Raw genomic sequence first — 12,653 nt, forward strand, 5'->3', positions numbered from 1 at the left:
GACAACGGTCGCACGGTGACGACAAGGGTCGCACGGTGACGACGAGGTCGCACTGGGATAAGAGCCGGCCGCACGAGGGGTGAGGACTGGTGACGGCAGGCGAACAAGGGATTTTCAAGCATGGATCTGAGCGATCTTATCAACGTTCCGGCGATATTGCCGGCGTTGAAGGCGAACTCCAAGAAGCAGCTGCTGCAATTGTTGTCCGAACGGGCGGCGGCGATTTCCGGCATTCCGGAGCGGGAGGTGTTCGACACCATCCTGCAGCGTGAGCGGCTGGGTTCGACCGGCGTCGGCAACGGCATCGCCATCCCGCACGGCAAGCTGGCCGGCGTGAAGCGCATCGCAGGTGTTTTCGCCCGGCTGGAGACGCCTGTCGATTTCGAATCGCTGGACGATCAGCCCGTCGATCTGGTGTTTCTGCTGCTGGCGCCGGAAGGGGCGGGCGCCGATCACCTCAAGGCACTGTCGCGCATCGCGCGAGTGCTGCGTGACGCCGACACGGTGGCCAAGATCAGGGGTACGCGTGACGCCGCGGCTATCCACGCGCTTTTATCGGACACCCAGGCCTCGCACGCGGCCTGATTTTCTGGTGAGACGACATTCAAGGGCCGCCACGGGCGGCCCTATGCGTTTGAGCCTGCTGGTCGCGCCTAACAGGGCGGCGCGCTGGGCCTTAGTGGATGGCGACCGTGGTCAGGTCGTTTTCCATGGCACCCGCCAGTGCGCGGTCACGCGCGTCGGAAAGCAGGATCGGCTGGCCATTGGCGGCAAACAGCGCCCACAGTTCCATGCCGGGAGCGATTTCGCCGAGATTGGGGAAACGGCCGAGCAATTCGTCGCTCGAGACCTTTCTGAGATAAGCGACCGAGCCCTCGCCGAGATGAGCGAATTCGCCATTGGTCATGGTGATAGTTTCAGTTCTGGTCATTTCAAAGCCTCCTTGGCGCGAGGACGCCGCTCAAGGCCATCCCGCATGAGAGCCATCGGTAAAGATCAGTCTTTCACCGATATGTTTATTTTCCGTACCAGCCGTTCGGACTCCGGCCGATCGAGGTCGATCGCCAAAAGGCCGTTCTTCAACTCCGCTGCGATCACCCGCATGCCGTCGGCCAGCACGAAACAGCGCTGGAACTGGCGCGCGGCGATGCCGCGATGAAGAAATTCGCGCTCGGTGTCGTCGGTCTGACGGCCGCGCACGACCAACTGGTTTTCCTCCGTGGTGACATCGAGATCGCTTTCGGCGAAACCGGCGACCGCCAATGTGATGCGCAACCTTTCGGTTTTGCCGTCGGCGCCGCTGAGGCGTTCGATGTTGTAGGGAGGGTAGCTGTCACCGGACTTCGCCAGGCGTTCCAGGGTCTTTTCCATGGCGTCGAAACCAAGCAGAAGCGGGCTGGAAAAGGGCGTCATTCGGCTCATGTTACACTGTCCTCTCAAGAGCGACATAAAGTGGAAAAACCCAGATGGCATTTTTCCCGATGGCCTTGATATGGTCCGCCCCGCGACCAAGTTCAAGCCGTCAACAGACCCGCCCAAAAAGACCAGGCCGTGGACTCACAGGAATGACAGACATGGCGCTTGAAACGGCGAGCAGATGCAAGGAAAAGCGCGCGGGTCGGGATTGTCTTCCCCGGTCGAGCGGTTCGGCCTGGCAGCTCGCGGCCGCTTCGGCGTCATTTGGATGTTCCGATCGGATCGATGCAAGTCCACGACCTCGCCACACAAGGAATTGAAATGCCCCAGTCACGCAAGATCATCATCGACACGGATCCCGGCCAGGATGATGCCGTCGCCATATTGCTGGCGCTCGGCAGCTCCGAACTGGAGATCGTCGGCATATCAGCCGTTGCCGGCAACGTGCCGCTGAAGCTTACCGAAAAGAATGCCCGCAAGATCTGCGAGCTGGCCGGCCGCCCGGACATCAAGGTCTATGCCGGTGCCATCCGGCCCCTGACGCGCGAACTGGTCACCGCCGAGGAAGTGCATGGCAAGACCGGCCTCAACGGTCCGCAATTGCCCGAACCGACGATGAAGCTGCAGGACCAGTACGCGGTCGATTTCATCGTCGAGACGCTGATGAGCGAAGAAAGCGGCACGATCACGCTTTGCGCGCTCGGCCCGCTCACCAACATTGCGCTGGCGCTGATCCGCGAGCCGCGCATTGCACCGCGCATCAAGGAAATCGTGCTGATGGGCGGCGGCTTCTTCGAAGGCGGCAATGTCACCCCGACCGCCGAATTCAACATCTATGTCGACCCGCAGGCCGCAGATGTCGTGCTCAAATCCGGCATTCCGATCGTGATGATGCCGCTCGACGTCACCCACAAGGCGCTGACCACCGCCAAGCGCACGCAGGCCTTCCGCGCGCTGGGCACCAGGGTCGGCACCGCCACCGCGGAGATGCTGGAGTTCTTCGAGCGCTTCGATGAAGAGAAATACGGCACCGACGGTGGCCCGCTGCACGATCCTTGCGTCATCGCCTATCTGTTGAAGCCGGACCTGTTCAAGGGCCGCAACTGCAACGTCAGCGTGGAAACCGCCTCGGAACTGACCATGGGCATGACCGTGATCGACTGGTGGGGCGTCACCAAACGGCCGAAGAACGCCATGGTGATGCGCGACATCGACCATGATGCGTTTTTCGCCTTGCTGGTGGAGAGGCTGGGGCGGCTTAACTGACCGCCAGAACAGAACTGAACTTGTGAGCACGCGTCTTCACTCATTGAGAAACCGATAGGTGTCTCCGCCGCGCTTATGATGTTGCCGCTCGATGGGGATGACCGAACCGACAAGGTGCGGCATCCCCACTTCATCATCGATGGATGTCACCGCGTTGTTGCCATCAAGGCGGACATCGTATGTGTAATACAGCCCGCGCCCGGCAGCCATCTTCGGATTGATGGGCATTAACCTCACATACTCGATAGTGCCCATCACACGCTGAGTTGCCACAACCGGATTGTCCTGGTTCATCGCAATCGGGATCAGCGCCGCCAGGGGCAGTGCGCAGAAGAATACGACACCAATGACTGCGTCTCGGTATTCTGCCTGAAACAGAAGCAGGCGGTTTCTGAGAGAAGATACTGTTGCCATGATTCAATTCACGAATCGGTAGAAGACGAAGCCATTGTCGCGCGTGACGCGTTCGATGTTTGTGCGCGAGCCGATCAGATGCGGGTGATCGTCATCGATAAGGACAGACGAACCGTTCTCGATAGAAACCAGATATATGCCGCGGCCATGGTCCAACCGGACACTTTCGACGTTTGCCTCGACTGTGTCGACCGATCGGATCGGGCTGGCGTCGTTGATCCATTTGTTTGCCGCCAACATGATCATAACCGCAAACGCACCAATAAAGAGGATCACGCCAGGCGCGTTCCTCTTCAAACCATCCCAAGTCCAAAAGACAGACATGAATCCCTCAAGCCAGATTCATGTGGTGGTGGGACAGCACACTTTCAATCTGTTGCCATTCCAGGGTGCTGCAACTCCTTGCGGCGCCGGCTCGGCCGCCTTTACTTCGACCGCGAAAACGCCAGCCACAGGCCGCCGCCGACCATGAAGCTGCCGCTGATCCTCGACAGGAGTTTGATGCGGCCGGCCGACAGCAGGCGCCCGGCGCGGCCGGCGGCCAGCGCGTAAGTCGAATCCGAGAAGGCGGCGAAGATCATGGCGGTCAGACCCATGACGGCGATCTGCAGCGAGTAGTTGCCTTGCGGCGAAATGAACTGCGGAAAGAAGGCGCCGAAGAAAATCAGCGTCTTGGGGTTGCTCAGCGCCACCAGCAGGCCCTGCAGGAAGAAGCCGCCGCGCGGCTTTCTCGCTGTTCCATCGGCATTCAACGTGCCCTTGGAACGGAACATCTGCACACCCATCCAGATCAGATAGGCGGCACCGATCAGCCGTACCCATTCGAACCAGTGGCCCATGCCTGCGATCAGCGTGTTGAGGCCGATGCCGACGATGGCGATCATCACGGCAAGCCCGGCCTGCGTGCCGGCGACGTTGGCGAGGCCGGCGCGCGAGCCATGGCGGATGCTGTTGGCAATGATCAGCGTGACCGTCGGACCGGGCACCAGGATAATGACGATGCAAGCGAGGACATAGGCGGCGTAGAGTTCGAGCGACATGCTTTTTCCCCAGGAATACCGCCGAGGCGGCGCGGCTGAGGATAATCAATGCATGGCGGCGATAGCGATGCAAGCCGGTGCGCGAAGCGCCGCGGCACGCCAACGCGTGCGATTCAGGCGCCGGCCGGCCAGGGCAGTGTTGCCTCATAGGCGGCCGCCGCCTTGAGCACGGCAAGGTCGCCGCGTGGCCGGCCGATCAGCTGCATGCCCATCGGCCGCCCTCTATCGTCGAAGCCGACCGGCACATTGGCCGCCGGGCAGCCGCCCAAGGTCGCGAAGGCGGAAACCTGCATCCAGCGGTGATAGCTGTCCATTGTGCGTCCGGCGACCTCACGCGGCCAATGCGTATCGATGTCGAAGGGGAAGACCTGTGCTGTCGGCAGCGCAATCAGATCATAGCGGTCGAAGATCGACAGAAGCGTGCGATGCCAGGACGTGCGGATGACCGAAGCGGCGCGGATCTGCGGCGCCGTCAGCCGCGTTGCGTTCTCCACTTCCCAGATGGCTTCCGGCTTGAGCAGGCGGCGCTTTGCGGGATCGTCATAGTGGGTTTTGAGCGCGCAGCCGCTGCTGGTCTGGCGCAGCGTCACGAAGGCCTGCCACAGCGCTTCGAAATCGAAATCCGGCAGCAGGGGCTCGGTCGCGAAGGACGCCTCCGCAAAGCGGCCAAGTGCCGCCTCGCACAGGCCGAGAATGCCTGTTTCAACCGGCAGATGACCGCCGAGGTCACCGAGCCAGGCGATGCGGCCACCAGTTGCGGGTATTCCAAGCCCTTCGAGGAACGAGCCGGGTTTCTCGTAGGACAATGGCGCGTGCGGGTGGTAACCGGCCTGCACATCGAGCAGCAGTGCCATGTCACCGACGTTGCGGCCCATCGGCCCGTCGACGCCCATCTGCGCATGGAAGACTTCGAAATCGGGTCCGCCAGGAACAAGTCCTTGCGACGGGCGGAAGCCAAAAACATTGTTCCAGGCGGCCGGGTTGCGCAGCGAGCCGCCAAAGTCGCTGCCATCGGCGACGGGCACCATGTCGAGCGCCAGGGCAACGGCCGCGCCGCCGCTCGAGCCTCCGGCGGTCAGGGCCGGATCGAAGGCGTTCAGCGTCGGCCCGAACACGGCGTTGTAGGTGTTGGAACCAAGCCCGAATTCGGGGACGTTGGTCTTGCCGATGATAATGGCGCCGGCATTGCGGATGCGCTCGACGAAGAAATCGTCCTCCTGCGGCACGAAATCGGCGAAGATCGGCGAGCCGAAAGAGGTCCTGAGGCCCGTGGTCGAGGCGAGGTCCTTGATGGCCATCGGCAGGCCGAAGAGCGGGTTGGTTTTGGCTCGCGTCGGGCTGGCATCGGCCGCATCGGCTTCGCGCAGGATATCGGCGCGATCGCGCAAGGAGACGATGGCGTTCACCAGCGGATTGACCGCCTCGATGCGGTCGAGGAATGCCGCCACCACCTCGCGCACGGAAAGCTCCCTCTCCCGGATCGCGCCGGCGAGTTCGACTGCGGACAGGCGGCAGATGTCGCCTGCCGGCGGCACGGCATGTTTTGTTTGAGGACGCAGCATTCTAACGGGTTTCCTGCAGCGCCTGATCGACGTCTTTGGCGAGCGGGATCGCCGGTTGGGCGCCAGGCTTCAGGCAGGCCAGCGAGCCGGCCGCGCCGGCGCGCGCCAGCGCCTGTTCGAGCGTGAGGCCCGACGACAGGCTGGCGGCGAAATAGCCGCAGAACGTATCGCCGGCGCCGACCGTGTCGACGGGGATGATCTTGCGCGCAGCAACGGCCAGGAACTCGGTCGGTGTCGCCGCCATCACGCCATCGCCGCCGAGCGTGACGACGACGGTGCGACCGGTCTTTCCGGCAAAGTCGCGCATGCGCGCCGCCCGATCGCGGCCTTGCAGCGACAGCGCTTCGCCATAGAGGTCGAACTCGGTCTCGTTGGCGACGACATAGTCGGCCTTGCCGAGAAAGCCGGCTGCTTGCGCCTGGAAAGGTGCTGTGTTGAGCACCGTGATGGCGCCGGCCGCCCTTGCCTGGTCGAGGGCGGCATCGACGGTGGCCAGCGGAATCTCATTTTGCAGCAGCACGACGTCGCCTTTTTTCAGAAAGGCCTTGGAGAGATCGCCGGGCACCACGGAAGCGTTGGCGCCCGGCACCACGGCGATGATGTTCTCGCCGTCGTCGGCGACCATGATCAGTGCCGTGCCGGTCGAGGCGTGAGTCTCGGCAACGCCGGACAGGTCGACCTTGCCGTCGCGCAGCAATGCCAGTGCCTCGGCGGCGAAGCTGTCCCTGCCGACGGCGCCGACCATGCGCACCGCGGCGCCGGCGCGTGCGGCGGCCAGTGCCTGGTTGGCGCCCTTGCCCCCAGGCGCGGTGGTGAAGGCCGAGCCGCCCACCGTCTCGCCGGGGCTCGGCAAGCGGTCGACCTTGGCGATAAGGTCGAGGTTGATCGAGCCGATGACGATAATCAAGCAAGGCCTCCTGGCAACGCAAAATTCAAATGTCGGAGCGCCCTTCGTGCGTCCGGGCGAACGCAGGTCGTTCCGATTGCGCGGAAGCTAACCTGTAAGGCCGCGGCTTGCCAGACCACGCGCATGGTCCAGCCCGATTTGAGGTGTCGTGGCCTATTCGCAGCGCACGGTGACCGTGCCCTGATAGTTGCCGGCGGGAAAGATACCGCTCGACCTGGTGGCGGTGAGGTCGACCTGCATCGTGTGGGTGCCGTTGGAAACCCTCTGCGGCACACTTCCGTTGACATCAGCCCCCGAGCCATCGAGGCGGAAAACTGAAGCGAAGGTCACGTTGGTGCCGCCGCCGCTCGGCGCGGACGAGAATGCGGCAGGCGCCGGTGCCGAAACCGAATAGCAGTCAAGCAAGTTAAGTAATGAGCACAACAGCGAGCTTGCCACCACGGTGGCGCTTGCGCTCGATCCGCCGGCCTGTTTGGAACCAAGTATGCTGATGGCGGGATTGGCCTTCATCGTTCCGGACGCCCCGACCATGATGGTGCAGGTGCCGATGATCGCCGCTTGCGTAGGAAGGCAGGAACCGGCAAGTGCTGCCATCGCAAGCAGCGCGCGGCTACTGCTTCTTCTTTTTCTTGCCATCGGCATTTCCGGTCCTGATGCTCCAGCCTTCGTTGGCCCATCCGGGCGATGCAGTCGCGGAAGCGCTGGCAGCCACGCTCGCCGTCTGGCCGTCGGCGCCGAGGCCCATTTTGAGGAGCTTCAGCTCCAGTTGCAGGCGCTCGACCTCAAGCTCATAGAGACGGCTGCAATCGACGCGCTTCGGCGTACGCCCGATCGGGATCACCACGCGGCCGTAAGTGGCGACATCATTGTCGGACTGGCTGTTGCCTCTGATGACGCCGAGATCGACATAGGCGCCGGAACCGGAGACGGCGGAACGGCAAGTGGTGCCGTCCGCGGCATGGACCTCGTCCTGGCCTTGGGGCAAGGTGACGCCGGGCAGGTTGAAGCCGCTCTCGTTCTGGTTGAGGTTGTAGACGTCCTCGGCCCCGGCCGGCGAGGCACAAGCCCAAGCAGCCGCGAGCGCCAGCGTCAGGACTTGCGGCGCCCAAAGAACTTTCCGCATATCTGTGCCCTTATCTGCGTCTGTTGATTGGGAAATGGGATGCTTTCGGTACAGATACGCACTTTACGCTCGGCAGCGCCGTTAAAAGGCACAACCACAAGGACAGAACGGGAAGCTTGGGAAGCCAGCTGGAAGACATTTGGAGAGACCCTGGCATCTACCGGCTGAAAATCCTGATCGTAGACATGGATTTCGACCCGGATCTTCCGGTCGTAGGGATTGGCGGGGAAGACGCGAACTGCAAAGACGTCGGTGAAGCTGTTGATCTCGCCACGCATCGGCGACATCGATTGGGCCTTGGCGGCAACGGGCGCCAATCCGACGGCCAATGCCGTCGCCAGGATTCGAGCATGTTTCACGACCCCTCCTTCGCCACGCGTCATTCGCAGCGCAGCGTTACCGTTGCCTGATAATTGCCGTTGGCGAAGCGATTGCTGCCGCCCTTGGTGCCGGCGAGGTGGACCGAGACGAGGTCGGCGCCGGGGGTGGTGATGCTGGTTGCCGAGCCGGTCTCACCGATGGCATGCGCGCCGGCGGCGGAGTAGGTGGGTGTCCAGGTCGTCGACGTGCTGTCGGCGGATGGCACCGTCATGGTGGTGACCGGGTCGACGCTCAGCGACACACCTCCGGTCGTCGTCAGCGTCACGGTTCCAGCCGAGCCGCCGCTGTTGTGGGAGCTCAGGGACTGGAGATCGGGACTGGCCGTCATCGTACCGTTGGTGGCAACGACAAGCGTGCAGGTGGGCGCGATCGTGCCGTTGAAGATGACATTCTGCGTCGTGGCCAACGCGGTCTCGTCGATGCTGGCAACCAGCAGAGCTGCGCCGCAGGCGGCGCGAAACAATGTCATCGAGACCTCCTATCAAGCCGGATCGTCCGGATTAATATGAGAGCATCATCACTTTATCGTGGTTAATTTAGAGTTACCTAAAATAATGGCTCGTAATAACAATTCTGGAAACCGGAGGTTGCCCTCGGTTGCAAAGACGGAAACGACAGTGGAAATCACGCTTATACTTAGTAACGCCGATATATCCATGTTTTTCTTCGCAGTATCGAGAAAAATCGATATTACGACACCTGCCCGGCTTCCCAGCCCAGGATGGCGCGCTTGCGGGTCAGGCCCCAATGATAGCCGGTCAGGTCGCCGGATTTACCGATGGCGCGGTGACAAGGCACCACGAAGGAGAGCGGATTGGCGCCGTTGGCCGCACCCACCGCCCGGCTGGCGGACGGGGCGCCGATGCTGGCCGCGATCGAGGAATAGGTGCGGGCCTTACCCATCGGGATCTTGAGCAGCGCCTCCCAGACGCGAACCTGGAAGTCGGTGCCGATCATGACGACATGCAGCGGCTGGTCGGGGCGCCACAGCGTCGGATCGAAGATACGGGCGGCATAGGGGCCGGTGGCAGTCATGTCCTCGACATAGAGGGCGTTCGGCCAGCGGCTGGACATGTCGGCGAAGGCGGCGCGTTCCTCGCCGGGGTCACTGAAGGCGAGGCCGGCGAGCCCGCGCTCCGTGGCCATGATCAGGGCGGTGCCGAATGGCGAGGAATGGAAGCCGTAGCGGATGGTGAGCCCGGCGCCGCGTGTCTTGTAGTCGCCCGGCGACATCGCCTCATGCGTGACGAACAGGTCATGCAGCCGGCCCGGGCCGGACATGCCCAGCTCGAACGAGGTCTCGAGCAGCGGCATGCCGGAATCGAGCAGCCTGCGCGCATGGTCCAGTGTCACCGCCTGCAGGAAGGCCTTGGGCGACAGGCCGGCCCAGCGGGTAAAGAGTTTTTGCAGCCCGGTCGGCGTCTCGCCGACCTCCTCGGCCAGTTCCTCGAGGGAAGGCTGATCACGATAGTCGAGACTGATCTTCTCGATGGCACGGCGCACGATTTCGTAGTCGCTGCCTTCAGGCGTGATGTCCTTTTTGAGGACTGCTGTGTGTGTGCTCATGGAACTGTCTCCTTGAGCCGGAATATCGCCTCTCGGGGCGTCGATCGCCACCCGAAACTTGCCTTCTTGCGGCGCATACCCAGATAGACACGGGATTCGAGCCCAGGATTCGCTTGTGGCTGGCTCAGCGTGCCTTGGCGGTCGCCAGCGCTCGCGAAAAGGCGGTGGCAAAACTCTCGCGGGAATCGGGGTCCAGGAAAGATCCGATCGGCACGTTCTGGCCTTCGCCTTCCACGGTCATCCCTGTGATGCCGATCTCGGCGTGACGGGCCACCGAAAACCGCGCCCAGAACGGATTGAAGCGATGCGCTTCCGATTTGCCGGAAGGTGCTGTCTTGCGGATGTCGAGGCTGGTGCGCGAGACCGAGACTTCTTCGCGGGCGCGGGCGGCACGATAGTTGATGCGAAAGGCGATGTAGACGGCGGCCACGTCGAGGCCGAAGAAGCCGAACACCGGCCAGGCACCGCGCGACAGGAAAAACGCGCCTGTCACCAGCCAGCCGAACAGCAGCGCGCCCATCAGGATGAAGAAGCCTGTCCGGCCCAGAGACCGGTGCGGGGTCAGTAGCGCCTGAAAGAATGGCTCGTCGGCCTGAAACGAGGCGTTTGTGTCGCTCATGAGGGGATATTATAGGAGGGAAATGGCAAGCCCCAAGTCCAAAGATTCTTCCCTGTCCAAAAAAGAGCTGTTGCCCGCACGACGCGATGGTTCGAACGCCAAGCCACGTCCGCGGCCGGCGCGACGCGCGTCACGCTACAGCCCGGCCGAAGTGAACGAGATATTCCGGCGCTTTTCCGTCCAGCGGCCCGAGCCGAAGGGCGAGCTCGAACATGTCAACGCCTTCACGCTGCTGGTCGCGGTGGTGCTGTCGGCGCAAGCGACGGATGCAGGGGTCAACAAGGCGACGCGGGCGCTGTTCAGGGCCGCCGATACGCCGCACAAGATGCTGGCGCTGGGGGAAGCAAGGGTCGGCGAATATATCCGCACCATCGGGCTGTGGCGCAACAAGGCGAAGAATGTGATTGCGCTGTCGCAGGCGCTGATCCGCGACCATGGCGGCGAGGTACCCGATAATCGAGATGAATTGGTCAAGCTGCCCGGGGTCGGGCGCAAGACCGCCAATGTCGTGCTCAACATGGCCTTCGGCCAGCACACGATGGCGGTCGACACGCACATTCTGCGCATCGGCAACCGGCTCGGGTTGGCGCCCGGCAAGACGCCGGAACAGGTCGAGCAAGGATTGTTGAAGATCATTCCGGACGAATATATGCGCCATGCACATCACTGGCTGATCCTGCATGGCCGCTACGTCTGCAAGGCGCGCAAGCCGGATTGCCCGGCCTGCGTCATCGCCGACATCTGCAAGGCCGAGGTCAAGACGACCGATGTGCCGGCACCGCTGGTGCCGATCGCACCGCTCGACCCGGTCGAAGAGGTTCAGGACCGAGGCGGAACGGCGGCGTAATTCAACTCTCCTCCACAAACACCTCTTCGCGCTTTTTCTTGACCGCCGGCAGGAAGACGACGGCGAGCACGGCGAGCGCTATGAGCAGCAGGCCGGCGCTGATCGGTCTGGTCACGAAGGTGCTCGGGTCGCCGCGCGAGAGGATCATGGCGCGGCGCAGATTTTCCTCGAGCAGCGGGCCGAGCACGAAGCCGAGCAGCAGCGGTGCCGGTTCGCAGCGCAGCTTGGTCAGGAGGTAGCCGAGGAAGCCGAAGAAGGCGACGGCGTAGAGATCATAGACGTTGCTGTTGACGCTGTAGACGCCGATCGAGCAGAACGCCATGATGATCGGGAAAAGCACGTAATAGGGGATCGTCAGCAGCTTCACCCAAAGCCCGATCAGCGGCAGGTTGAGGATGATCAGCATCAGATTGCCGATCCACATCGAGGCGATGATGCCCCAGAACAGCGCCGGCTGTTCGGTCGCGACATTGGGGCCGGGCACGATGCCCTGGATGATCATGGCGCCGATCATCAGCGCCATGACAGGGTTGGCCGGAATGCCCAGCGTCAGCATCGGGATGAAGGAAGTCTGCGCACCGGCATTGTTTGCCGATTCCGGTCCGGCGACGCCTTCGATGGCGCCCTTGCCGAACTCCTTCGGGTTTTTCGAGACGCGTTTTTCGACCGTGTAGGAGGCAAAGGCTGCCAGGATCGCGCCGCCTCCCGGCAGGATGCCGAGCGCCGAACCGATGATCGTTCCGCGCACGATGGGCGCTGCCATGCGCCGAAAGTCCTCGCGGGTCGGCATAAGGCCGGTGACCTTGCGGATCATCACGGAGCGCTCATCCTCGTTTTCGAGGTTGCGCAGGATCTCGGCGATGCCGAAGACGCCGACCGCCACCGCAACGAAATTCAACCCGTCGGCATATTCCCGGATTCCAAGCGTGAAGCGCGGCGTGCCGGTGTAAATGTCGGTGCCGACAATGCCGAGCAGCAGGCCGAGCACGACCATGGCCAGCGCCTTGACGATCGAGCCGTGGGCGAGCGCGACGGACGAAACCAAGCCGACGATCATCAGCGAAAAATACTCAGCCGCGCCGAATTTCAGCGCTATCGCCGTCAGCGGCGGGGCAAAGATGGCGACGAGGAACGTCGACACGGTGCCGGCAAAGAACGAGCCGATGGCCGCGATCGCGAGGGCCGCCCCGGCGCGGCCGTTCCTGGCCATCTGGTAGCCGTCGATCGCGGTGACGGCGGACGAGGACTCGCCGGGCATGTTGATGAGAATGGCGGTGGTCGAGCCGCCATATTGCGCACCGTAATAGATGCCGGCGAGCATGATGAGGGAGGAAACCGGGTCGCCGATCTGGAGGGTAATGGGCAAAAGCATGGCGATGGTCGCGGTGGCGCCGATGCCGGGCAGGACGCCGATCAGCGTGCCGAGAAGGACGCCGATCAGGCAGAAACCGAGGTTGGTCAGCGACGTCGCCGTCGAAAAGCCGAGCGCAAGGTTGTCGAGCAGATCCATGC

The 12,653-nt window shown here is 62.8% G+C and carries 17 protein-coding genes; 3 read left to right on the forward strand and 14 right to left on the reverse strand.

The genetic code is table 11. The features are described from left to right. Positions 1–120 precede the first annotated feature (120 nt). Positions 121–585 (forward strand): PTS IIA-like nitrogen regulatory protein PtsN, encoded by a 465-nt coding sequence (gene ptsN / locus RPF88_RS28965; protein WP_013529589.1) that lies wholly within the window; start codon positions 121–123, stop codon positions 583–585. Between the two features lie 91 nt (positions 586–676). On the opposite strand, the gene RPF88_RS28970 is transcribed toward ptsN, so the two are convergent. Further along, positions 677–931 (reverse strand): DUF1150 family protein, encoded by a 255-nt coding sequence (locus RPF88_RS28970; RefSeq protein WP_013529590.1) that lies wholly within the window; start codon positions 929–931, stop codon positions 677–679. A 65-nt stretch (positions 932–996) separates the two neighbouring features. Further along, positions 997–1,422, reverse strand: a complete 426-nt coding sequence (locus RPF88_RS28975) for an Hsp20 family protein (RefSeq protein WP_013529591.1) — start codon at positions 1,420–1,422, stop codon at positions 997–999. A gap of 315 nt (positions 1,423–1,737) precedes the next feature. Here RPF88_RS28975 and RPF88_RS28980 point away from each other — a divergent pair, with 315 nt between their 5' ends. Further along, positions 1,738–2,682 carry a nucleoside hydrolase gene (locus RPF88_RS28980; protein WP_063170333.1) on the forward strand — a complete coding sequence of 315 codons (945 nt, stop codon included), beginning with the start codon at positions 1,738–1,740 and terminating at the stop codon, positions 2,680–2,682. A 36-nt stretch (positions 2,683–2,718) separates the two neighbouring features. Here RPF88_RS28980 and RPF88_RS28985 read toward each other — a convergent pair whose 3' ends face one another. From RPF88_RS28985 to RPF88_RS29035, 11 genes are all read right to left on the reverse strand, one after another. Next, a complete protein-coding gene (locus tag RPF88_RS28985) occupies positions 2,719–3,096 on the reverse strand; it encodes a hypothetical protein (protein WP_027161330.1) in 378 nt (125 codons plus the stop codon). A 3-nt stretch (positions 3,097–3,099) separates the two neighbouring features. Next, entirely contained in the window at positions 3,100–3,336 is a 237-nt protein-coding gene (locus tag RPF88_RS28990) for a hypothetical protein (protein WP_337123621.1), read from the reverse strand. 185 nt (positions 3,337–3,521) lie between these two features. Further along, entirely contained in the window at positions 3,522–4,136 is a 615-nt protein-coding gene (locus RPF88_RS28995; RefSeq protein ID WP_013529595.1) for a LysE family translocator, read from the reverse strand. Positions 4,137–4,249: 113 nt separating this feature from the next. Then, positions 4,250–5,698 (reverse strand): amidase, encoded by a 1,449-nt coding sequence (locus RPF88_RS29000; protein WP_337123622.1) that lies wholly within the window; start codon positions 5,696–5,698, stop codon positions 4,250–4,252. A 1-nt stretch (position 5,699) separates the two neighbouring features. After that, positions 5,700–6,605, reverse strand: a complete 906-nt coding sequence (locus RPF88_RS29005; protein ID WP_337123623.1) for a ribokinase — start codon at positions 6,603–6,605, stop codon at positions 5,700–5,702. A 153-nt stretch (positions 6,606–6,758) separates the two neighbouring features. Then, a complete protein-coding gene (locus tag RPF88_RS29010; RefSeq protein ID WP_337123624.1) occupies positions 6,759–7,241 on the reverse strand; it encodes a hypothetical protein in 483 nt (160 codons plus the stop codon). After that, on the reverse strand, positions 7,216–7,728 hold the full coding sequence (locus tag RPF88_RS29015) for a hypothetical protein (RefSeq protein WP_337123625.1): 513 nt from the start codon (positions 7,726–7,728) through the stop codon (positions 7,216–7,218). Before RPF88_RS29015 ends, RPF88_RS29010 begins: the two co-directional genes overlap by 26 nt. Beyond that, positions 7,695–8,087, reverse strand: a complete 393-nt coding sequence (locus tag RPF88_RS29020; RefSeq protein ID WP_337123626.1) for a hypothetical protein — start codon at positions 8,085–8,087, stop codon at positions 7,695–7,697. Before RPF88_RS29020 ends, RPF88_RS29015 begins: the two co-directional genes overlap by 34 nt. Before the next feature lie 20 nt (positions 8,088–8,107). Beyond that, positions 8,108–8,578 carry a hypothetical protein gene (locus RPF88_RS29025; protein WP_337123627.1) on the reverse strand — a complete coding sequence of 157 codons (471 nt, stop codon included), beginning with the start codon at positions 8,576–8,578 and terminating at the stop codon, positions 8,108–8,110. A gap of 221 nt (positions 8,579–8,799) precedes the next feature. Beyond that, the gene (locus RPF88_RS29030; protein WP_013529602.1) at positions 8,800–9,675 is read right to left on the reverse strand and encodes a methylated-DNA--[protein]-cysteine S-methyltransferase; all 876 of its coding nucleotides are present in this window, start codon (positions 9,673–9,675) and stop codon (positions 8,800–8,802) included. Between the two features lie 124 nt (positions 9,676–9,799). Beyond that, positions 9,800–10,294, reverse strand: coding sequence for a DUF2244 domain-containing protein (locus tag RPF88_RS29035; RefSeq protein WP_337123628.1), 495 nt, complete (start codon positions 10,292–10,294; stop codon positions 9,800–9,802). Positions 10,295–10,316: 22 nt separating this feature from the next. Here RPF88_RS29035 and nth point away from each other — a divergent pair, with 22 nt between their 5' ends. Further along, positions 10,317–11,141, forward strand: a complete 825-nt coding sequence (gene nth, locus RPF88_RS29040) for an endonuclease III (RefSeq protein ID WP_337123629.1) — start codon at positions 10,317–10,319, stop codon at positions 11,139–11,141. A 1-nt stretch (position 11,142) separates the two neighbouring features. On the opposite strand, the gene RPF88_RS29045 is transcribed toward nth, so the two are convergent. Further along, on the reverse strand, positions 11,143–12,651 hold the full coding sequence (locus RPF88_RS29045; RefSeq protein WP_337123630.1) for a tripartite tricarboxylate transporter permease: 1,509 nt from the start codon (positions 12,649–12,651) through the stop codon (positions 11,143–11,145). Positions 12,652–12,653 lie beyond the last annotated feature (2 nt).

The sequence above is a fragment of the Mesorhizobium sp. ISC11 genome (assembly GCF_037162595.1).
Classification (GTDB): domain Bacteria; phylum Pseudomonadota; class Alphaproteobacteria; order Rhizobiales; family Rhizobiaceae; genus Mesorhizobium; species Mesorhizobium ciceri.

What these genes read in the sequence shown, in the direction of transcription:
- RPF88_RS28980 (WP_063170333.1), top strand. Translation starts at nt 1,738, where the DNA reads ATGCCCCAGTCACGCAAGATCATCATCGACACGGATCCCGGCCAGGAT.
- RPF88_RS29015 (WP_337123625.1), bottom strand. Translation starts at nt 7,728, where the DNA reads ATGCGGAAAGTTCTTTGGGCGCCGCAAGTCCTGACGCTGGCGCTCGCG.
- RPF88_RS28990 (WP_337123621.1), bottom strand. Translation starts at nt 3,336, where the DNA reads ATGTTGGCGGCAAACAAATGGATCAACGACGCCAGCCCGATCCGATCG.
- RPF88_RS29045 (WP_337123630.1), bottom strand. Translation starts at nt 12,651, where the DNA reads ATGGATCTGCTCGACAACCTTGCGCTCGGCTTTTCGACGGCGACGTCG.
- RPF88_RS29030 (WP_013529602.1), bottom strand. Translation starts at nt 9,675, where the DNA reads ATGAGCACACACACAGCAGTCCTCAAAAAGGACATCACGCCTGAAGGC.
- RPF88_RS28995 (WP_013529595.1), bottom strand. Translation starts at nt 4,136, where the DNA reads ATGTCGCTCGAACTCTACGCCGCCTATGTCCTCGCTTGCATCGTCATT.
- RPF88_RS29000 (WP_337123622.1), bottom strand. Translation starts at nt 5,698, where the DNA reads ATGCTGCGTCCTCAAACAAAACATGCCGTGCCGCCGGCAGGCGACATC.
- RPF88_RS29010 (WP_337123624.1), bottom strand. Translation starts at nt 7,241, where the DNA reads ATGGCAAGAAAAAGAAGAAGCAGTAGCCGCGCGCTGCTTGCGATGGCA.
- nth (WP_337123629.1), top strand. Translation starts at nt 10,317, where the DNA reads ATGGCAAGCCCCAAGTCCAAAGATTCTTCCCTGTCCAAAAAAGAGCTG.
- RPF88_RS28970 (WP_013529590.1), bottom strand. Translation starts at nt 931, where the DNA reads ATGACCAGAACTGAAACTATCACCATGACCAATGGCGAATTCGCTCAT.
- RPF88_RS29025 (WP_337123627.1), bottom strand. Translation starts at nt 8,578, where the DNA reads ATGACATTGTTTCGCGCCGCCTGCGGCGCAGCTCTGCTGGTTGCCAGC.
- RPF88_RS28975 (WP_013529591.1), bottom strand. Translation starts at nt 1,422, where the DNA reads ATGAGCCGAATGACGCCCTTTTCCAGCCCGCTTCTGCTTGGTTTCGAC.
- ptsN (WP_013529589.1), top strand. Translation starts at nt 121, where the DNA reads ATGGATCTGAGCGATCTTATCAACGTTCCGGCGATATTGCCGGCGTTG.
- RPF88_RS29035 (WP_337123628.1), bottom strand. Translation starts at nt 10,294, where the DNA reads ATGAGCGACACAAACGCCTCGTTTCAGGCCGACGAGCCATTCTTTCAG.
- RPF88_RS28985 (WP_027161330.1), bottom strand. Translation starts at nt 3,096, where the DNA reads ATGGCAACAGTATCTTCTCTCAGAAACCGCCTGCTTCTGTTTCAGGCA.